Here is a 17,891-nt window from a genome sequence, read left to right on the forward strand (position 1 = left end):
AGTCCGTTCCTCCGAATTACTCGGACGGACTCCTGAGGGCGCGCCTGGAAAAGCTAGAATAGCCGCGCCGGAGGAGATCCCATGAAACGACTGCTCTGCGCCTCATTTCTCGTCGCCGCCCTGCTTTCCGCCGGACGCCCCGCGCAGGCGAAGATCGGGCTCTCGTCTCAGTTCGTGGACGTGGTGCTCGAGAACCTCAAGCCCGGGCACAGCTACAACATCCGCGAGCTCAAGGGCGTGCCCTACACGGTCAAGAACCGCGGAGACTCCCCCGCCGAGATCGCCGTCGAGATCGTCTCCCCCTCCAGCGCCGAGTGCAAGACGCCCTACGAGCCCATTCCCGACCCGACCTGGCTCCAGGTCCGCCCCGCGGCCTACCGCCTGAACGCCGGCCAGCCCGGCTTCAGCGACCTCGTCATCACCCTGCCCGACGACCCGAAACTCGCAGGGCGTCATTTCCAGGCGAAGATCTGGGCGCACACGAAGGATACGGGCCTCCTCGCCGCCGGCGTCAAGAGCGACGTCCGCTTCTCGGTCGGCAAAGGCCCCGCGACGCTCGAGGAGGAGCGCCGCCGCAAGGCGATGGTGGACCTCGACTACGACTTCTACCCGGCCGCCCTCTACGTGCGGAGCGCCCGGCCCGGGCCCTACGACGTGAAGAAGGAGGAGAAGCGCTCCTTCAAAGTCACCAACCGCTCCCAGAAGGCGCTGGACCTCGTGCTCAAACCCATCGCCTGGCAGAGCACCGTGATGCCGCTGCCGCCCGGCTACACGGCGCTCGAGGACGTCTCCTGGATCCGCGTCGAGCCGGAGAGACTGCGCATCGAAGCCGACACCGTCCAGGAGGTGCGCGTCACGCTCGCCGCTCCGGACGCGATGAAGGGACGGAAGGTCGCCCTGCTCATGCAGCTGAGCCTCCCCATCGGGGTGATCGTCGGCGCCTCGAACGCCGTCTACATCGAGTTCCCATGAACCCCGACCGCTCGAACGCCCTGAGGACCGCGCTCGCCGAGCGCATCCTCGTCCTCGACGGCGCCATGGGCACCGCGCTGCAGTCCGCGTCCCTGAGCGCCGCCGACTTCGGCGGCGCGCGCTATGAAGGCTGCAACGAACACCTCGTCCTGACCCGCCCGGACGCCATCGCCCGCGTCCATGCCGACTATCTCGAGGCGGGCGCCGACATCATCGAGACCGACAGCTTCGGCTCCGTGCGCCACGTCCTCGCCGAATACGGCCTCGAGGGGAAGACCGTCGAGCTCAACCGGGCGGCCGCGCGGATCGCCGCCGAGGCGGCGAGTCGCTTCTCGACCCCCGCGCGGCCCCGCTTCGTCGCCGGTTCGATGGGACCGGGGACCAAGAGCATCCTCGTCACCGGCGGGATCACCTTCGACGAGGTCCGGCGCTACCACGCGGAGCAGGCCCTCGCCCTCGTCGAGGGGGGCTGCGACCTGCTCCTCCTCGAGACCCAGCAGGACACCCTCAACGTGAAAGCCTCCCTGCTCGGCATCGAGGACGCCTTCGCCGCCGCCGGGCGCCGCCTGCCGACGATGCTCTCGGTCTCGATCGAGCCCATGGGGACGATGCTGGGCGGACAGACCGTCGAGGCCCTCTCCTCCGCGGTCGAGCACTTCGACCTGCTCGCCGTCGGCCTCAACTGCGCCACCGGCCCGGAGCTCATGACCGAGCACCTGCGCACTTTCGCGGCGGTCAGCCGTTTCGCCGTCGTCTGCTATCCCAACGCCGGCCTGCCGGACGAGCACGGCTGCTACAACGAGACGCCGGAGAGCTTCGCCGCCAAGGTCCGCCGCTTCGCGGATGCCGGCTGGCTGAACGTCGTCGGCGGCTGCTGCGGCACCACCGCCGCGCACATCCGCGCCGCGGCGCGCGCCGTCGAGGGGCTTCCCCCCCGCCGCCCCGACCCCGCCCGGCGCTCGACGCTGAGCGGCCTCGAGGCCCTGAGCGTCGAGGACGACCGCCGGCCCGTCCTGGTCGGCGAACGCACCAACGTCATCGGCTCGCGCATCTTCAAAGACCTCATCGCCCGTGAGGCCTTCGAGGAAGCCGCCGAGGTCGCGCGGCGGCAGGTCCGGGGCGGCGCCGGAGTCATCGACGTGTGCCTCGCGAACCCCGACCGCGACGAGAAGGCCGACATGGAGCGCTTCCTCGGCTTCCTCGTGCGCAAGACGAAGGCTCCCTGGATGATCGACTCCACGGACCCGTCGGTCGTGGAGGCGGCGCTGCGCATGTGCCCGGGGAAGGCCATCATCAACTCGGTGAACCTCGAGGACGGCGAGGAGCGCCTGGGTCCCGTCGCGCGCCTGGCGCGCCGCTACGGCGCCGCGCTCGTCGTGGGGACCATCGACGAGGACAAGAAGGCCGGCATGGCGCTGACGCGCGCGCGCAAGCTCGCGGTCGCGCGCCGCGAGCACGCCCTCCTCACCGGGACGTACGGGATCCCCGAAGAGGACCTTTACTTCGACCCGCTCGTCTTCCCCTGCGCGAGCGGCGACCGCAACTACGCGGGCTCGGCGGCGGAAACCGTCGAGGGACTGCGCCTCATCAAGGAGGCCTTCCCGCGCTCGAAGACCGTCCTCGGAGTCTCCAACGTCTCCTTCGGTCTCCCGCCGGCGGGCCGCGAAGTCCTCAACGCCGTCTTCCTTCACCGCTGCGTGGAGGCGGGACTCGACCTCGCCATCGTCAACGCCGAGAAGCTCGCGCGCTGGGCGTCGCTGCCGGAGGAGGAGCGCCGGCTCGCTGAGCGCGTCCTCTTCGGCGGCGAAGGGCCGGGCGACCCGGTCGCCGAGTTCGCCGCCCGCTACCGCGACGCGAAGTCTCGCGTGAAAGCCGCTCCCGCCGCCGGGCTCCCCGCCGAGGAGCGCGTCGCCCGCTGCGTCGTGGAGGGGAGCAAGGAAGGGCTCGGGGAGGCCCTCGACGAGCTCTCAGGGCGGCTGAAGCCGCTCGAGATCGTCAACGGCCCCCTCCTGAAGGGGATGGACGAGGTCGGCCGCCTCTTCGGCGAGAACCGCCTCATCGTCGCCGAGGTGCTCCAGTCGGCCGAGGTCATGAAGGCGGCGGTCGCGCACCTCGAGCCGCGCATGGAAAAGGGCGTCTCCTCCCCCCGCGGGCGCCTGCTGCTGGCGACCGTCAAAGGCGACGTGCACGACATCGGAAAGAACCTCGTGCAGATCATCTTCCAGAACAACGGCTTCGAGGTCGTCGACCTCGGCATCAAGGTCGAGCCCGGCGCCATCGTGGAGAAAGCCCGCGCGCTGAAGCCGGACATGATCGGGCTTTCGGGGCTGCTCGTGAAGTCCACCCAGCAGATGGCCGCGACCGCCTCCGACCTGAAGGACGCCGGCGTCGACGTCCCCCTGCTCGTCGGGGGGGCCGCGCTGACGGCCCGCTTCACGGCGACGCGCATCGCCGCGGCGTACGGCGGTCCGGTGCTCTACGCCCGCGACGCGATGACGGGACTGCAGCAGGCCAACGCGCTGCAGGACCCCGCGCGCCGCGCGGGGCTCGTCGCCGAGAACCGCGAGAAGCAGGCGGCCTTCGGGGCGGGAGACGCCTCTCGCCCGTCGACGGCCGCCCCCTCCGTCGGGATCCCTTCCTCCCCGGCTCCGAAGCACGACCACATCATCCCCACGCCTCCCGACCTCAAGACGCACGTCGTCCGCGGGATCGAGCTCGACGAAGTCTTCCGCTACGTCAATCCCGTGATGCTCTACGGCAAGCACCTCGGACTCAAGGGGAACCTCGAGGAGCTGCTCGCGCGCGGAGACGCGAAGGCGGTCGAGCTCCATGACCGCGTGCGCGCGCTCATGGGGGAGGCGGCGGAGAAGGGACTCCTCAAGCCCCGCGGGGTTCTGCGCTTCCTCTGCGCCGAGTCGGAGGGCGACGTCATCCGCCTCTATGACTCCCCGCGGGAAGGACGACGCCTCCTCGAGACGCTCTCCTTTCCCCGACAGAGGGGCGGCGCTCGCCTCTGCCTGGCCGACTATGTCGCCCCCGCCGGGAGCGGCCGCACGGACTACGTCGCGCTCTTCGTCGTCAGCTGCGGCGAGGGCGTGCGCGAGCTCTCGACGCGCTGGCGCGACGGCGGCGACTACCTGCGCTCCCATGCCCTTCAGGCCCTGGCCCTCGAGAGCGCCGAGGGCTTCGCGGAGCTGCTCCACGAGCGCGTCCGCTCGATGTGGGGCATCCCCGACCCCGCCGGCCAGGCGGTCGCTGAGAAGTTCAAGGCGCGCTACCGCGGAGCGCGCTTCAGCCCCGGCTATCCCGCCTGCCCTTCCCTCGAGGACCAGACCAAGCTCTTCCGCGTGCTCGAGCCGGAGAAGAACATCGGGGTGCGCCTCAGCGAGGGCTTCATGATGGATCCCGAGGCCAGCGTCTCGGCCCTCGTCTTCCATCACCCTCAGGCGCGCTATTTCTCCGTGGACGCATGAGGACTCTCCTCCTGCTGCTCATCTGCGGCCTCGGGGCGGCCCGGTCCGTCGACGCCGCGCCCCGCCGGGCCCGGCCGGGCCCGGCGCAAAAGGCCGCGAAGGCGACCGCCTCACCGGAGACGCTGCTCCCTCCCGCGCAGCGGGCCGAGGCGATGCTGCGCACGATGGAGGGCCTCGTCGCGCGCCAGGGAGAGGCCGATCCCCTCGAGCAGATCGCGCTCGAGCGGCGCCTGCGGGGCTTCGGCCCCGAGTTCCGCGCGCTCGGGCTGCCGGCGGTCGTCCCGCTCGCGTCCTGCCTCGGCGAGCGCACGCGCGCGCACAAGCTCAGGGCCTACGCCGCCGCCTTCCTCGGTCTGATCGGAGACCCCTCCGCGCTGGCGCCCCTGCGCGACGTCGCCGCGGACCCGAAGGAGGAGGCCGGCCTGCGCGCGGCCGCGCTGCAGGCGGCGGGCTCGCTGCGGCTCGACGTGACTGCGCGCCGCACCCTGGCGGAAAAGCACGCCTACGACCCGGCTTCCCCGGAGCCCCTCCTGCGCGAGGCGCTCGCCGTCCTCGCCGAGACCGGCTCCGACGAGGCGGACCTCCTGCTGCGCCTGGCGAAGAAGCACGGCCCGGGCCCGGAAGGCCTGCGCGAGACCGCGGCGCGCAGCGCGATCGCGGCGCTCGTCTCCTCGCGCCGCCCATCGGAAGGAGCGCTCCTCGAGCTCGCGCGCTACTACCGCCGCAGCAGCCCCCTCAGGGGCGAGGCCGCCGCGGCGCTGCGCGCGCGCAAGCCCCGCATCGGGGATCTTCCCGCCGACGGCTTCGACGCGGTCTGCGCGCTCCTCCTGCGCGAGCGCGGCCGCCCGGCCCTCGAAGCCGCGCGCCTGCTCGGAGGGACGGGCGACGTGCGGGCGGTGCGTCCGCTCCTCGAGGCCCTCAAATCCCCCGACCCCTCTCTCATCGCCGAGGCCGCCGAGGCGCTCGTGCGCATCGGCGACGCCGACTCCGCGGAGCCGCTGCTGCGGCTCAGTGAGAGCGTCATCTCCGACAAGCGCTTCGCGCCCAGGGAGAAGGGTGGGGACCCGCGCCCCTACGCGGTGCGCATCCAGAAAGCGGCGGATTTCTTCGCGACGGCGCTGCGCTCTTCGCGCGAGCCGCCGGCCGCCCCGGAGGCGAAGGCGCCCGCGAAGGAGAAGGCCGCGCCCGCACCCTTCCGTTACGGCGGCTGGCCCACGACGGGGAAGCCTTCGCCGCTCTGGAACGGACGGCGCCTCTCGCTCGAACTGCGCGAGACCCCGGACCCCACCTCGCCGGCGCGGCTCGAACGGCCCCCAGAAGGAACCCCCCTGCCGGTCGTCGATTCCGCCGTGGTGATGCTGGAGCCGGGGCTCCTCCGCGCGCGCAGGGATCTGCGCGCCGGGTTCCGGGACCTCGGGCCCGACCGCGTCCTGAAGCCCTCCGACTACGAATCACCGGTCCTGCGCGTGAACCTGGACCTGCGCGAGGGGCAGACCCTCGAGATCCTCGCCTACCGCCCCGACGGCGCCTGCTTCCTGCGCTCCGCCGGCCGCCTCCTGCTGGGAGAGTGCCTGACCGAGTCCGCCGAACGCGACTTCACGCTCGTCGCCGAGCCGCGCACGCGCTGGTGGCTGCGCACGCGCCTGGGGGGCGCGGCGGGCTGGTACCCCAGCGATGATGAGGGCGTCGACTTCACCCGCTAGCAAGGATTTTCCGCTCAAAGCGGCGGAAAATCCTTGCTCTTCAAGATCAGGAAGTTTCTGGGGCGATCCCGGACGCCTGGAACAGCTGGACTAGACCCTGTCGGGAATCCCCGTTGAGGATTCCCGACTACCGCATGATGCGGAGCATGCCGGCGCGGGGAGCCGGCAGCACGGCCTTCGAGACCGCCGCCAGCCCGTCGCCGACGAAGAGCGCGACGATGAAGACGACGCTCGCCAGAAGGATGCCCACGGCGAGGTTCCCCTTCTCCAGCTCGGCGCCGGCCCGCATCTTCTCGGTCCGGGTCAGACGACCGAAGAGCCGAAGCGACAGGGACATCGTCATCACCGTGACGCCGAAGGAGAGCGCCAGGTCCCCGAGCGTGTAGAGCGCGAGCTTCAGGATCCCGAACTGACGGGCCTGGGCGCTCGAGAACCAGCTGCGCAGGAGGTCGGCGGCCGGCTCGAAGGCCTTGTGCATCATGGAAGCCGAGCCGAGGAGGAGCGCCGCCACGAGCAGGCCCACGGCGACGTTGCCGCGCAGCAGCTGGTCGTCTTCGTCGAAGTCCGTGTTCGTCCGGATGAGCGCCCGGAGCGTGAGATACACCACGACCACCGCGAGGAGCGAGGTGACGAGGAACTCGAGAAGGCTGGCGAGGACGCTGAGGAGCGGCATCGCCCATTTATAGCAGATTTTTGGTAGATTCCCGAACGGAGGCGTCCATGAAGAAGATCGCCGTCTATCCGGGAAGCTTCGACCCCGTCACCCGGGGGCACCTCGACATCGTCCATCGCGCCAGCCGGCTCTTCGACCGCGTCATCGTCGCGGTCCTCTCGAACCCGGCCAAGAAGTGCACCTTCAGCGTCGCCGAACGCCTGGGGATGCTCGAGGAGTGCGTCCGCGGCATGCCGGGCGTCGAGGTCGACGCCATGCCGGGGCTGCTCGTGGACTACCTGCGCAAGCGCGATTCGCACATCATCATCCGCGGCCTGCGCGCGGTCAGCGACCTCGACTATGAGTTCCAGATGGCGGCGGTCAACCGCCAGCTCCACCCGAAGGTCGAGACGGTCTTCCTCATGCCCGACGACCGCTACACCTACCTCTCGTCGACCATCGTCAAGAGCGTCGCCTCCTTCGGCGCCAGCCTCGACCATTACCTGCCCGCGCCCGCGGCGCGCATGCTGCGCCGCAAATACCGCATCCGCCGCAAGAGCGCCCGATGAACGCCAACCGACGACGCCGTCTCCTCGTGGAGCCGCGCTTCCAGATCCAGATGATGCTGCGCATGGCCGGCTGGGCCGTCCTGGCCACCCTGGTCACCGCCGCCTGCATCGAGGTCTTCCTGCTCGTGGCCGACCAGCGCTGGCCGGGGGACTTCTTCTTCGTTCGCCCGGAGGCGGGCTCGCACCCCATGCTCCTCAAGCGCGCGGAGATCATCCTCCCCGCGGTGGCCGTCTCGCTCGTCATCAACCTCATCCTCGGCCTGGCGGCGACGCTCTTCTACTCCCTGCGCCTCGCCGGCCCCCTGCACCGCATCGCGCAGGACATGCTGAAGATCGCGCGCAACGAGCCGGTGAAGACCGATTTCCACCTGCGCGGCTCCGATGAGCTCCAGGACGTCGCGCGCTCCTTCGACGCGATGCTGAAGACCCTTCAGGAAAAGGGCGTCATCCGCAGCCAATGACCCCGCGGCCCGCGGCGCTCTCCCTCGCGCTCCTCCTGGGCGCCCTGCCTCTCCGGGCGGGGACGAACCCTTCCTCGGGCGGCCGCCTCCCCCGTCCGGCCGGCGACGCGCAGGCCGAAAGGGTCGTCTCGGCCATCGAGGCGCGCTGGCCCGAGGTCGAGCGAACGGTCGCGACGAACATCATGGTCCCCTCGAAATCCATGTCGCTCGGCCTCTCCACGAAGCTCTACCAGTGCTGGCAGCTCCGCCTCAACGGCGCGCACGGGCTCCAGGTGCAGGGAGTCCTCGAGCGTCTGAAGTCGCTGCAGGAGGCCCTCCGGGGCGACCGCGACCGCGTGCTCCAGGACCTCGGAGCCTACGCGGCGAAGCCCGACCCCGCCCGCCTGCGCCGCATCGAGGCGCGCGGCAAGACCCTCTCCGACGAACTCTCCGCCTACCGGACCCTGCTCGAGTCCGGAACCCGCAACGGCCTCGTGAAAGCCGTCGAACCCGGCCCGCTCTCCGAACGCGCCGTCGTCAGCGGCATCCTGCGCGACGACGACTACACGATGAACTACGACGACTCCAAGCCCGAGTGCCCGAGCGCGGAGCCGTCCAGGTGAACACCCCCGCGCGGCGGCGCGCCGTGGCCGCCGCGGTCCTCGCCGGACTCGGCGCACTCGTCCTCGCGGCGGGCTTCCTCTTCCGCGGCCGCGGCGCCGCGGTCGACGACTTCCGCGCCGGCGTCGACCCCGCCGCGGGCGTCCATTGGCGCAGCGACGTCCAGGCCGCAGGGACCCCGCTCGTCGTCCCGACCGAGCCCGCGACGCCCGCCGAACCCTCGGCGATGCCCGGGGACTCCGCGGGAGTCCAGGCGCCGCCCATCGCGCCGCCTACCGAGACGGTCGCGAGCAACGAGGAGATCCACAACTTCCTGGAGCAGGAACGGACGCGCATGGGCATCGCGAAGATCGGGGTCCAGCCGGAGGAGGAGACGGAGGACGCCCGCGAAGGGACCGTCGAGGCCGTCGGGAAGGACCACCCCATGACCAAGAAAGAGGCCATGGCCTACATGCGCGAGATGACGGCCGCGCTCGTGAGCCTCAATCAGCGACGACAGAATCAGCGCGCCCCGGCGGTCCCGATGCAGGGGACGGAGAGCCCGCGCCTCATCTCCGACCCCGATCCGTCCGGACCCCTCGTCGAAGCCGCTCCCCCGGCGTCGGGAAAGACCGCCGACAGCGTCGACTTCGTGCGCGGCAAGAACCTCTCCGGCGGCAAGCCCGCCGCCGAGCGCTTCGACATGCCGATGGACATCCAGCCCACCGCGGTCCAGGCGCGGCCGGTGCGGCCGCCGCTTCCACAGGTCCGGGAACCCCGGATCGACTTCAGCTGGAAGCAGGCGTGGACGGGCGCCGCGCCCGGACTGCCGCCCGGCGGCGCCCAGGCCCTGGAGAAGGACAAATGGGCCAAGCTCTGGAGCTCCGCCGGCCGGACCGACGCCGCCCCCGCGCTCGATTTCTCCCGCCAGATGGCCGTCGGCGTCTTCGGCAGCCCCTCGAAGGGCGTAGAGATCGTCTCCATCAAGCCCCAGGGCCCCAACCTCTGGGTCAGCTGGCGGGAGCTCCCGGACGGAGCTCCCGGTCTGACGCCCTACCAGATCGTCGTCGTCCCCTCCTCCCGCCTCCAGGTCACATTCGAGAAAATAAAGTAGGCCCTCAGCGGACCGAAAGACTTGTCCGCATGGGTCCTTCGGTCCATGTGCCCCCTCCGTACCGCACACCCCTCCTCGACGAGAAAAGCAACATCCTAGGCCTGGGGACCCAGATTACGATGGGGCCTACGCCTCTCGCGTGGGCCCACGGCAGGGACTAAAGTCCTAGGGTAGGGCCCCAGCCCGGGGTCCCGGAGGCAGCATGAGAAGTCTCATCGTCCTCGTTCCATTCCTCATCAGCGTCACCGCCGCCGCGCAGGTCCCGGTCTCCTTCGAGACCTCCCTCGGTCTGCTCCGCCAGAACGTGCTCGCCGTGCGTGCCCAGCAGGTCGAGACGAAGAACGCCTCTCTCGTCGCCGACATCAACCGACTGCGGGGTACGGCCCAGTGGCTGCGCGCCGACCTCTCCCGCATGCGCGGCGAACTGCTGAGCCTGAGCAGCCGCGTCCGCGGCGCTCAGACGGCGGACAGCATCCTGCGCTACGACGTCCAGCGCTTCAACTACTTCCTGCAGGAAACCGCCCGCAAGGCGCAGGACCTGGCCTACGGCGTCCGCCGCGTCGACAACGCCGTCACCGACAAGGACCCCGCGCTCGTCGGCCCGGCGCAGGCGCTCGCCTCCGAGACCCGATGGCTGGGCAGCGACCTGGTCTGGATCACCAACGACCTGCGGAGCATGGGCTGGGACCTTCGCCGCATCCAGATGCACATGGAGGCCTTCGACGTCGAGCGGGAGTCCCGCGAACTCGATAACCAGGTCACCCAGGCGGACTCCGAAGCCCAGCGCCTGTTGAGCAAGGTCCGCTGAGCTATGCGCCCCTCGAGCTCGACCCTCCTGGCCGTCGGCCTCCTCCTCGCGCCCGCACTCGCGCTCGCGCAGGACTCCTCGTGGATGGACGGCGCGGCCTCCGCTCCCGCCGCGGTCTCCGAGACCGCGGCCAAGGCCAAGGGAACGAAGGTCCATAAACCCGACGCCCTGCTCAGCGAGGACCGGGTCTGGGTCGAGCTCGAGGCGCCCGACAAGGGCGCCCGCAGCCGCATCGCGAACAGCGGCTTCGCCATCGAAGCCGTCAACGGGACGAAAGTCTCCGGGATCGCCGGCCCGGCCGCCCTCCAGCGCCTCGAGGGACTCGGCCTGCGCATCCTCAAGAAGACCCCGCTGCGCACCATCTCCCCGGAGGACTTCCCGCCGGCGGACTCCGCCTACCACAACTTCACCCGCCTCGACGCCGAGCTCAAGGGCATCGCCTCTCTGGCCCCCGAGCTGACGAGCCTCTTCTCCATCGGGAGCAGCGTCCAGGGCCGCCCGATCACGGCGCTGCGCCTGAACTCCTCGGAGCGCGGGACGCAGGCGAGCCGCAAGCCGGGCGCCGTGTTCCTGGGAACGCACCACGCCCGCGAGCACATCTCCACCGAGGTCGTACTCGGCGTCGCCCGCTGGATCGTCGAGAACCGCAAGCGCGCCGACGTGGCGAAACTCCTCCAGGAGCGCGACGTCTACTTCATCCCGCTCGTGAACCCGGACGGCTCGGAATACGACATCGCCACCGGCCGCTACCGCTGGCAGCGCAAGAACATGGCGAAGAACTCCGACGGCTCCGTCGGAGTGGACCTCAACCGCAACTACGACTGGCTCTTCGGCGGCGTCGGAACCTCGGACTACCCCGGCGACGACACCTATCACGGACCGCGAGCCTTCTCGGAGCCCGAGAGCCGGGCGGTCAAGCAGTTCTGCGAGGCGCGGCCAAACCTCAAGACGCTGATCAGCTACCACAGCTACAGCGCGCTCGTGCTCTACCCCTGGGGCGGGGTCGAGGAGCCCATCTCCGACCCGCGGGCGCTGAAGGCCTACAAGAACATGGCCGAGAAGATGGCCTCCTGGACCGGCTACACCGCCGAGCAGTCCTCGGACCTCTACCCGGCGACCGGGGACATGACCGACTGGAGCTGGGGAGCCCTGAAGATCTTCTCCTTCACCATCGAGCTCGGCCCCGCGAGCGGCGGAGCCGGCGGCTTCTATCCGGGGCCTTCCGTCATCAAGCCCGAGATCCAGAGGAACGTCCAGCCCGTCCTCTACCTCATCGACCTGGCCGACGACCCCTATCGGGCGGCCGACATGACGCTCTCCGCCGCCGCGCCGGCCGCGCCGGCCGCCGCGCTCGCGCGCTGAGGATGGGGAAGGTCGAGGCCGCCCTCCTCTTCGCGCTGCTGCCGACGACGGCGCTCGCCGCCCCGGAATCCCATCGGGCGGCGGGCGCCGCCGCTTTCGAGGTCCTCCTCGCGCCCGAAGCTTTCCGCGCCGCGAGAGGCGCGGGGGCGCCTCTCGTCGGCGCCTCCGGCGCGGTCGTTTCACCCGCTCTCCTCCTCCCCTCCCGCGCCCCGGCCGCCGCGGCCGCGCCGGAACTCCTGGGGAGCTTCCGGATGTCCGAGCGCCTCGACGCACACCGCCGCCTGCTGCGCCTGCGCCTGGGTCCCGGCGACTGGGACGTGAGCATGGCCTCCGACCCGTCCTTCTCCCACCGCTACCTCACCTTCACGCAGGGGGCGGCCGTCCGAGTCCTCCCCTTCGACGACTTCAACAACCCCTCCCGGGGGAGCACCCTGATCCTCGAACCCGCCGCGGGTACCGCGGGTCCGGCGCACCGGATCAAGACCGGCGCGCTCTTCGACGCCCTGCGGGCGAACGCCTACGTCTTGCGCGCCGCCGGCCGCGAGCTCTGGCTGCTCTACGGCACCGACGTGGACCCGGCCACCGGCTCCTTCGCGGACAGCCGCAGCCTGCTCCTCATCCAGGAGGACGGCACGAACACGCGGATGTGGCCGATCACGGAAGCCTCTCTGCCCCTCGACAAGCCCGCCGCCTGGACCTTCGGGACGGCGACCCTCACGTTCCTGCGCGGCTCCAACGGCCTGCTGAGCGTCTTCGGCGTGCGCTGAAGCCTCGGGCGGAAGTAGTACAATCGTCGACGACGGAGCGCCCGTAGCTCAGCGGTCAGAGCAGCCCGCTCATAACGGGTTGGTCGCAGGTTCGAACCCTGCCGGGCGCAGACCTTTTCCTTCCGCACAGTCCTCGGCGCCGCGCGCGACAGCGCGATACGGACGGCGACGAGGGCCGGGCGCAGACGATTTCCTCGGACGAGGAGACGATGGCGAACTCAGAGCTCATCCGCTACATACGCGAGAACCTGGCCGCTCACGGCGAGCAGTCCGTGCGCGAGCATCTCATCGACGAAGGGCTTTCTCCGGAGGAGATCGAGGCCGCTTTCGCGGAGATGCGCGGGCCGGCGCCCTTCCCGCGCCGTCCGCGCGGCAAGAACGCCGTCTACGGGATCTTCCTGGGGGTCGCGATGATCGCCGTCGCCGCTTACATCGCCCTCGACAGGCCCGCGAACTCCCCGGACCCCGTCCCCGCGGAGACCGCCGCTCCGCCGCAGCCCTCGGCGCAGGTCGTCCAGGACGGCGACGCGTTCATCTTCAACGGGCACTACGGCTACATGGTCAAGCTGCCGGCCGGCTACCAGGCCGAGGCCGGCTTCCTGGACCCGGAGAAACGCCACGAGGTCGTCCACCTCTATCCCACCGGGACCAACCCGACGAACTTCATCCATGAGGGGCTTTACGGCGCGCTGGGCATCCTCCGCATCGAGGCCGTGCCGCGCCGCACCCCGGGAGGGGTCCTGGGCCTCGACACCCTCCGGGCGATCGCCCAGCAGCGCCTCCAGCTCGAGCGGGCGCAGTTCACGGTCCGCGCCGCGGTCTATAACGGACTCAACGCGTCCGTCTTCTCCGTCACGCAGCCCTTCGCCCAGGCGAAGGCCTATCTGGTCGGGCAGAAGGTCTACTACATCGTCACCACCGGAGCCGACGACGAGCGCCTCAACGGCCTCCTCGAGACGCTCGTCGAGGTCTCGCCGCACGACAACCCGGGAAGATGACGCTTCCCTCGCACGCACGAACGCGCTAGAATCTCCCTGAGGATCGGAGGAAGACCCATGCCGCCCAAGAAGAAGACCCGCAGACCCGCGCGCAAGGCCGCCCGCAAGAGCGTCCGCAGACCCGCGCGCCGGCCGGCGCGCAAAGCCGTCCGCAAAGCCGCGGCGCCCGCGCGCGGGCGCAAGCACGGCGTAAAGAAGTCCGCTTTCACACGCACCCTGCGCCTCGCCGGCGCCATGACCGGTGCGCAGAAGACCCTCTCCCCCAAGGACATCGACGCGCTCTGGGAGCAGCTGCAGACCGAGGAGCGCAGCGAGAAGGCCTGGCAGGAGATGACCGGGCAGAAACCCTACGAAGACGAGGACCGCTGGAACCAGGTCGAAGAGGACCTCGTCCAGGAAGCGAACTCCCGCAACGGCGACATCAAGCGCTGGAAGTACTTCGCCAAGTAGACTGAATTTTCCCTGTTCGCATGCCGGACGGTATGGGCGGGAAAATTCAGTCTCCTCAAGACAAAACGAAGTCTTATCTTAACATCAGCCGAGAATCCTTGCAGGATTCTCGGCTGATTGACACCCACGCCCATCTGCTCGACCCCGCCTTCGACGCGGACCGCGCCGACGCGCTCGCGCGCGCGCAAACGGCGGGGGTCGGCCTCGTCGTGGAGATCGCCGACTCTCCCGAGACCTGGGAGCCGGTCCTGGCGCTCGCACGCTCGCGCGGCCTGCGCTGCGCGCTCGGCCTGCATCCCTACTCGGCCGACCGCTACGAGCCCTCGCTCGCCGGACGCCTTCTTCGCTGCGCGGAGGACCCCGTCGTCGTCGCCGCCGGCGAGATCGGTCTCGACTACGCGAAGTGCCCGCATCCCCGGGACCTGCAGAAGGCGGCCTTCCTCGGCATGCTCGAGGCGGCCGACGCCGCGGCCCTTCCCGTCGTCGTGCACTCCCGCGACGCCTTCCCCGACACCCTGGACATCCTCGAGGCGTTCTATCGCGACCGTCCCGCGCGCGGGCGCCTGCGCGGAGTCCTGCACTGCTTCTCCGGGGGACGGACGGAGGCCTTGCGCGGCGCCGCCCTGGGCTTCGCGCTCGGCGTCGACGGCCCCGTGACGTATCCGAAGAACGAGCCGCTGCGCGACGCCTTCCGCGCCGTCGGGCTCGCCGCGCTCGTCCTCGAGACCGACTGCCCCTACCTCCCCCCCCAGAGCTCCCGCGGCCGCCGCAACGAGCCCGCCTTCCTCCCCGAGATCGCCCGGGGCCTCGCCGCCGCGCTGGCGACGACCGAAGCGGCGGTCGCCGAGGCGACCAACGCCAACGCCCGGGAGCTCTTCCGACTCGGACGTCCTTAATAGAGGAAGCCCCTCCGCAGGGAGGGGCTTCTCTCTATCCGGGGAGCCCGGAGGCTAGTTCAGGATCGAAAAGCCGGCTTTCTCGACGGCGTCGCCGAGGCCGCTGCCGTCGAGGTCGAAATGGGCGCCGCGGTCCGTGGTCACCGTGAGGCCGCGGACGATGCGGGTCTTGCCGCGCAGACCCTCGACGAGCCCCTGGATGTCGCGGACGGCGCGCCGGTGGTCCTGCACCTCTCCGTCGGCGAACCAAGCGATGGGCTTCTTCTTGGTCTTGCAGCTGGGGTGGAGCTTGACGGTGACTTCGGACTCCGTCACGAACAGGTCTCCGATCTCTTCTTCGAACTTCATCGACGCGCCTCCGAAATAGTATCGCTGCGTCCGTACGGCGGGAACTCATTCTACCATATCCCGCCAAGCCCTGCGAAGAATCTGGGCCCCAGGGCCCAGGAGTCAGGGGCCCGCCGCCTGGGTCCCGGGCTCTCCTTGGAGCCCCTCCCGCTCCGCCTCCTCCTCGCCGCCCGCGCTCTGCGGCATGCGCAGCGGCTTGAAGACCGTCTGCGTCAGCGCCTCGGGCTTCGGCGGCAGGACGCCCTCCTCCAGGAACCAGACGGGCAGCGCCGTCTTCGCCGCCAGCTCCCGATCGTCGAGGCCGAGCAGGGCGATGTCGGGCTCCTTGCCGACGATGCGCAGGAGCGCCTCGACCGTGCCGGTCCCCCACGGCAGCGGCGGGATCATGCCGGCCTCGAGCTTCCCTTCCATGACGACGTTGCGCACGCCGAGGACCCGCTCCGAAGGCACGCGGTAAAGGGACGCGAAGCGCTCGGCCGACCACTGGTCGGAGCGGCTCATGACCCAGACGACGAAGCCCTGCTCCGCGAGCTTGCGCGCGAGCTCCTCGAGCTCGGGGACCCGGCGCAGGCCGGTCGGGAACTCGACGGGGTCGGGGTCGTCGAGGAAGTCCCCCGCCCGCCCGGAACCCACCGGCTCCGCGAGCGCGTCGGGGATCGCCTCGCGCACGATCGCGCGCAGGTCGCGCTCGGAGAAGCCGGCGAGCAGCGTGGCCTTCCAGCGCGCGCACTCGCGCCCGCCCCAGAGCCGACATACTTCGCGCCGCGCCCGGTAGAAGGCCTTGCGGTAGACGGCGTAGTCCTCATCCTTGGGCCAGACGGCGGGCGGGCGGTCCTTGAAGCCGTTGTAGCCGGCGCGCACGCGCTCGCCGCCGAAGGGTTCGGGGATCATGCGCCAATATTTGTCGTCGAAGCGGAACTCCGCATGGTCGACGAGGCGTCGGAAGAGCGCGTCGCCGGCCGAATGCGCGCCGGCGAGGCCGTCGAGCATGAGCACGGCGACGGGCGGATCCTCCGGATCGTAGCGCGAGGAAAGACGGCCTTCGCGCGCGAGCCGGAGCTCGAGCGCGTCGCGGACCTCGGGCTTCCAGCGGCCCGGCTCGAGCGGGATGCGCGCGGGCCCGGAGTCGACGACGACGGCGGCTTTCCGGCGGTGGCGCGGACGCCAATGCGTGTCGGGGTCGAAGGCCTTCTTCCTGCGCCGCACGGGGGCCGCCGCGGGCGCCTGCGCGCCGACGACGGGAGCCGTAGAGACCCGCGGCAGCGGCTCGCGCGCGAGCGCCGTGGCGGCGCCGAGGACGAGCAGAGAGAGGAGCGCCGCGCGCGGGCGCGGAGCCTTCGAAGCGTTCATCGTCAAAAAGGTTAGCACACGGATGTTTCTTTTTTTATATCATTGCGAAGTCTTGTGGTACGCGCGCGTATGAGGAGGTCTCAACGCGACGACGGGCCCGGACTGCTTAAAACGGCAAGAAGGACGCTGAAGAAGAGGCCATCATGGCTAAGAAGTCGGACTTTCTGAAGACGCCCATCGAACACATCGACATCAAGAAGCACGACACGGTCAAGCTCGTCGAGGCCATGTCGAAGATGGCCTTCTCCGCGCGCGACCTCGCGCGGGCGAGCGAGATCTACGACATGATGCTCGCCGACAAGGACTGCGCCGTCGTCCTCTGCCTCGCGGGCTCGCTGTTCTCCGCCGGCCTCAAGCGCGTCGTCTACGACCTCGTCCACAACAACATGGTCGACGCCATCGTCTCGACGGGCGCGAACATCATCGACCAGGACTTCTTCGAGTCGCTCGGCTACCTGCACTACAAGGGCAACAAGTGGGCCGACGACTGCCAGCTGCGCGACGTGCGCGTCGACCGCATCTACGACACGTTCATCTGCGAGGACGAGCTCGGAGAGTGCGACAACACCACGGCCCGCATCGCCGACGGCCTGAAGCCGCAGCCCTACTCCTCGCGCGAGTTCATCGCCGAGATGGGCCGCTACCTCGTCAAGAACAACAAGGCGCAGGACTCCATCACCCTCGAGTGCTTCAAGAAGGGCGTGCCGATCTTCTGCCCGGCCTTCTCCGACTGCTCGGCGGGCATGGGCCTGCTCTACCACCAGTGGCACAAGCCGGACGCCCACGTCACGATCGACTCGGCCCGCGACTTCCGCGAGCTGGTGCGCCTGAAGCTCGCCAGCAAGAACACCGGCCTGCTCATGATCGGCGGCGGCGTCCCGAAGAACTTCGCCCAGGACATGACGGTCGGCCTCGAGATGGTCGGCTTCGAGCCGAAGATGCACAAGTACGCGATCCAGGTCACCGTCGCCGACGAGCGCGACGGCGCCCTCTCGGGCTCGACGCTGCGAGAGGCGCGCTCGTGGGGCAAGGTGGACATCACCTACGAGCAGATGGTCTGGTGCGAAGCGACCATCGCGGTGCCCATCATGGCGGGCTACGCCTACCACAAGGGCAACTGGAAGAACCGCAAGGCCTTCAACTTCAACAAGGTCCTCAACGAGACGAAGGAGCCGGCCGCGAAGCGCTGAGACTTATCTTCCACAAAGAGGAACCCCGGGGATGACACCCCGGGGTTTCTTTTTTGCGGCGGGTCCTGCCGGCGGCGCCTTCCCGGCACCTGCGGTGCTCAGACGGCTACGGACATTGCGCTCCTCGGTGCCGGGGCCCTTCCGCCGTCACCCGCCGCGCAGGCACGCTTCGACCTCGTCTCCTCACGCCACCGTATCT

17 protein-coding genes and 1 tRNA gene are annotated in these 17,891 nt (G+C 70.1%); 15 read left to right on the plus strand and 3 right to left on the minus strand.

What is annotated here, in order from left to right; genetic code table 11:
• Nucleotides 1-81: 81 nt before the first annotated feature.
• The 3 genes from WC969_08895 to WC969_08905 are packed head-to-tail and all read left to right on the plus strand — an operon-like array spanning nucleotide 82 to nucleotide 6,148.
• Nucleotides 82-972: a hypothetical protein gene (locus tag WC969_08895; GenBank protein MFA6029957.1), complete on the plus strand. Its 891-nt coding sequence runs from the start codon at nucleotides 82-84 to the stop codon at nucleotides 970-972.
• Nucleotides 969-4,445: a methionine synthase gene (gene metH, locus WC969_08900; protein ID MFA6029958.1), complete on the plus strand. Its 3,477-nt coding sequence runs from the start codon at nucleotides 969-971 to the stop codon at nucleotides 4,443-4,445. Before WC969_08895 ends, metH begins: the two co-directional genes overlap by 4 nt.
• Complete coding sequence (locus tag WC969_08905) at nucleotides 4,442-6,148, plus strand: HEAT repeat domain-containing protein (GenBank protein MFA6029959.1); 1,707 nt, start codon at nucleotides 4,442-4,444, stop codon at nucleotides 6,146-6,148. The genes metH and WC969_08905 overlap by 4 nt, the downstream gene beginning before the upstream one ends.
• Nucleotides 6,149-6,275: 127 nt before the next feature.
• Here the strand turns inward: WC969_08905 and WC969_08910 are convergent, their stop codons facing one another.
• Nucleotides 6,276-6,821 (minus strand): DUF350 domain-containing protein, encoded by a 546-nt coding sequence (locus WC969_08910; protein MFA6029960.1) that lies wholly within the window; start codon nucleotides 6,819-6,821, stop codon nucleotides 6,276-6,278.
• A 47-nt stretch (nucleotides 6,822-6,868) separates the two neighbouring features.
• Here WC969_08910 and coaD point away from each other — a divergent pair, with 47 nt between their 5' ends.
• The 11 genes from coaD to WC969_08965 all read left to right on the plus strand — a co-directional run bounded on the left by coaD (nucleotide 6,869) and on the right by WC969_08965 (nucleotide 14,804).
• Entirely contained in the window at nucleotides 6,869-7,369 is a 501-nt protein-coding gene (coaD, locus tag WC969_08915) for a pantetheine-phosphate adenylyltransferase (GenBank protein MFA6029961.1), read from the plus strand.
• Nucleotides 7,366-7,830 (plus strand): HAMP domain-containing protein, encoded by a 465-nt coding sequence (locus tag WC969_08920; protein MFA6029962.1) that lies wholly within the window; start codon nucleotides 7,366-7,368, stop codon nucleotides 7,828-7,830. The genes coaD and WC969_08920 overlap by 4 nt, the downstream gene beginning before the upstream one ends.
• Nucleotides 7,827-8,432, plus strand: a complete 606-nt coding sequence (locus WC969_08925; GenBank protein ID MFA6029963.1) for a hypothetical protein — start codon at nucleotides 7,827-7,829, stop codon at nucleotides 8,430-8,432. Before WC969_08920 ends, WC969_08925 begins: the two co-directional genes overlap by 4 nt.
• Nucleotides 8,429-9,523 carry a hypothetical protein gene (locus WC969_08930; protein MFA6029964.1) on the plus strand — a complete coding sequence of 365 codons (1,095 nt, stop codon included), beginning with the start codon at nucleotides 8,429-8,431 and terminating at the stop codon, nucleotides 9,521-9,523. The genes WC969_08925 and WC969_08930 overlap by 4 nt, the downstream gene beginning before the upstream one ends.
• 202 nt (nucleotides 9,524-9,725) lie before the next feature.
• A complete protein-coding gene (locus tag WC969_08935; GenBank protein MFA6029965.1) occupies nucleotides 9,726-10,331 on the plus strand; it encodes a hypothetical protein in 606 nt (201 codons plus the stop codon).
• Nucleotides 10,332-10,334: 3 nt separating this feature from the next.
• Nucleotides 10,335-11,693: a M14 family metallopeptidase gene (locus WC969_08940; GenBank protein MFA6029966.1), complete on the plus strand. Its 1,359-nt coding sequence runs from the start codon at nucleotides 10,335-10,337 to the stop codon at nucleotides 11,691-11,693.
• Nucleotides 11,694-11,695: 2 nt separating this feature from the next.
• Complete coding sequence (locus WC969_08945) at nucleotides 11,696-12,460, plus strand: hypothetical protein (GenBank protein MFA6029967.1); 765 nt, start codon at nucleotides 11,696-11,698, stop codon at nucleotides 12,458-12,460.
• 37 nt (nucleotides 12,461-12,497) lie between these two features.
• Nucleotides 12,498-12,570: transfer RNA gene (locus WC969_08950), tRNA-Ile, on the plus strand.
• A 99-nt stretch (nucleotides 12,571-12,669) separates the two neighbouring features.
• A complete protein-coding gene (locus WC969_08955) occupies nucleotides 12,670-13,458 on the plus strand; it encodes a hypothetical protein (GenBank protein MFA6029968.1) in 789 nt (262 codons plus the stop codon).
• Nucleotides 13,459-13,515: 57 nt separating this feature from the next.
• Nucleotides 13,516-13,908, plus strand: coding sequence for a hypothetical protein (locus WC969_08960; GenBank protein ID MFA6029969.1), 393 nt, complete (start codon nucleotides 13,516-13,518; stop codon nucleotides 13,906-13,908).
• 98 nt (nucleotides 13,909-14,006) lie between these two features.
• Nucleotides 14,007-14,804, plus strand: a complete 798-nt coding sequence (locus WC969_08965) for a TatD family hydrolase (GenBank protein MFA6029970.1) — start codon at nucleotides 14,007-14,009, stop codon at nucleotides 14,802-14,804.
• 54 nt (nucleotides 14,805-14,858) lie between these two features.
• On the opposite strand, the gene WC969_08970 is transcribed toward WC969_08965, so the two are convergent.
• On the minus strand, nucleotides 14,859-15,152 hold the full coding sequence (locus WC969_08970) for a hypothetical protein (protein MFA6029971.1): 294 nt from the start codon (nucleotides 15,150-15,152) through the stop codon (nucleotides 14,859-14,861).
• A 102-nt stretch (nucleotides 15,153-15,254) separates the two neighbouring features.
• Nucleotides 15,255-16,502, minus strand: coding sequence for a hypothetical protein (locus tag WC969_08975; protein MFA6029972.1), 1,248 nt, complete (start codon nucleotides 16,500-16,502; stop codon nucleotides 15,255-15,257).
• 143 nt (nucleotides 16,503-16,645) lie between these two features.
• Between WC969_08975 and WC969_08980 the strand changes: the two genes are divergently transcribed.
• Nucleotides 16,646-17,692, plus strand: a complete 1,047-nt coding sequence (locus tag WC969_08980) for a deoxyhypusine synthase (protein MFA6029973.1) — start codon at nucleotides 16,646-16,648, stop codon at nucleotides 17,690-17,692.
• Nucleotides 17,693-17,891 lie beyond the last annotated feature (199 nt).

Source organism: Elusimicrobiota bacterium (genome assembly GCA_041660925.1).
GTDB lineage: Bacteria > Elusimicrobiota > Elusimicrobia > UBA1565 > UBA1565 > JBAZUV01.

What these genes read in the sequence shown, in the direction of transcription:
- WC969_08895 (MFA6029957.1), top strand. Translation starts at nt 82, where the DNA reads ATGAAACGACTGCTCTGCGCCTCATTTCTCGTCGCCGCCCTGCTTTCC.
- metH (MFA6029958.1), top strand. Translation starts at nt 969, where the DNA reads ATGAACCCCGACCGCTCGAACGCCCTGAGGACCGCGCTCGCCGAGCGC.
- WC969_08905 (MFA6029959.1), top strand. Translation starts at nt 4,442, where the DNA reads ATGAGGACTCTCCTCCTGCTGCTCATCTGCGGCCTCGGGGCGGCCCGG.
- WC969_08910 (MFA6029960.1), bottom strand. Translation starts at nt 6,821, where the DNA reads ATGCCGCTCCTCAGCGTCCTCGCCAGCCTTCTCGAGTTCCTCGTCACC.
- coaD (MFA6029961.1), top strand. Translation starts at nt 6,869, where the DNA reads ATGAAGAAGATCGCCGTCTATCCGGGAAGCTTCGACCCCGTCACCCGG.
- WC969_08920 (MFA6029962.1), top strand. Translation starts at nt 7,366, where the DNA reads ATGAACGCCAACCGACGACGCCGTCTCCTCGTGGAGCCGCGCTTCCAG.
- WC969_08925 (MFA6029963.1), top strand. Translation starts at nt 7,827, where the DNA reads ATGACCCCGCGGCCCGCGGCGCTCTCCCTCGCGCTCCTCCTGGGCGCC.
- WC969_08935 (MFA6029965.1), top strand. Translation starts at nt 9,726, where the DNA reads ATGAGAAGTCTCATCGTCCTCGTTCCATTCCTCATCAGCGTCACCGCC.
- WC969_08940 (MFA6029966.1), top strand. Translation starts at nt 10,335, where the DNA reads ATGCGCCCCTCGAGCTCGACCCTCCTGGCCGTCGGCCTCCTCCTCGCG.
- WC969_08945 (MFA6029967.1), top strand. Translation starts at nt 11,696, where the DNA reads ATGGGGAAGGTCGAGGCCGCCCTCCTCTTCGCGCTGCTGCCGACGACG.
- WC969_08955 (MFA6029968.1), top strand. Translation starts at nt 12,670, where the DNA reads ATGGCGAACTCAGAGCTCATCCGCTACATACGCGAGAACCTGGCCGCT.
- WC969_08960 (MFA6029969.1), top strand. Translation starts at nt 13,516, where the DNA reads ATGCCGCCCAAGAAGAAGACCCGCAGACCCGCGCGCAAGGCCGCCCGC.
- WC969_08970 (MFA6029971.1), bottom strand. Translation starts at nt 15,152, where the DNA reads ATGAAGTTCGAAGAAGAGATCGGAGACCTGTTCGTGACGGAGTCCGAA.
- WC969_08975 (MFA6029972.1), bottom strand. Translation starts at nt 16,502, where the DNA reads ATGAACGCTTCGAAGGCTCCGCGCCCGCGCGCGGCGCTCCTCTCTCTG.
- WC969_08980 (MFA6029973.1), top strand. Translation starts at nt 16,646, where the DNA reads ATGGCTAAGAAGTCGGACTTTCTGAAGACGCCCATCGAACACATCGAC.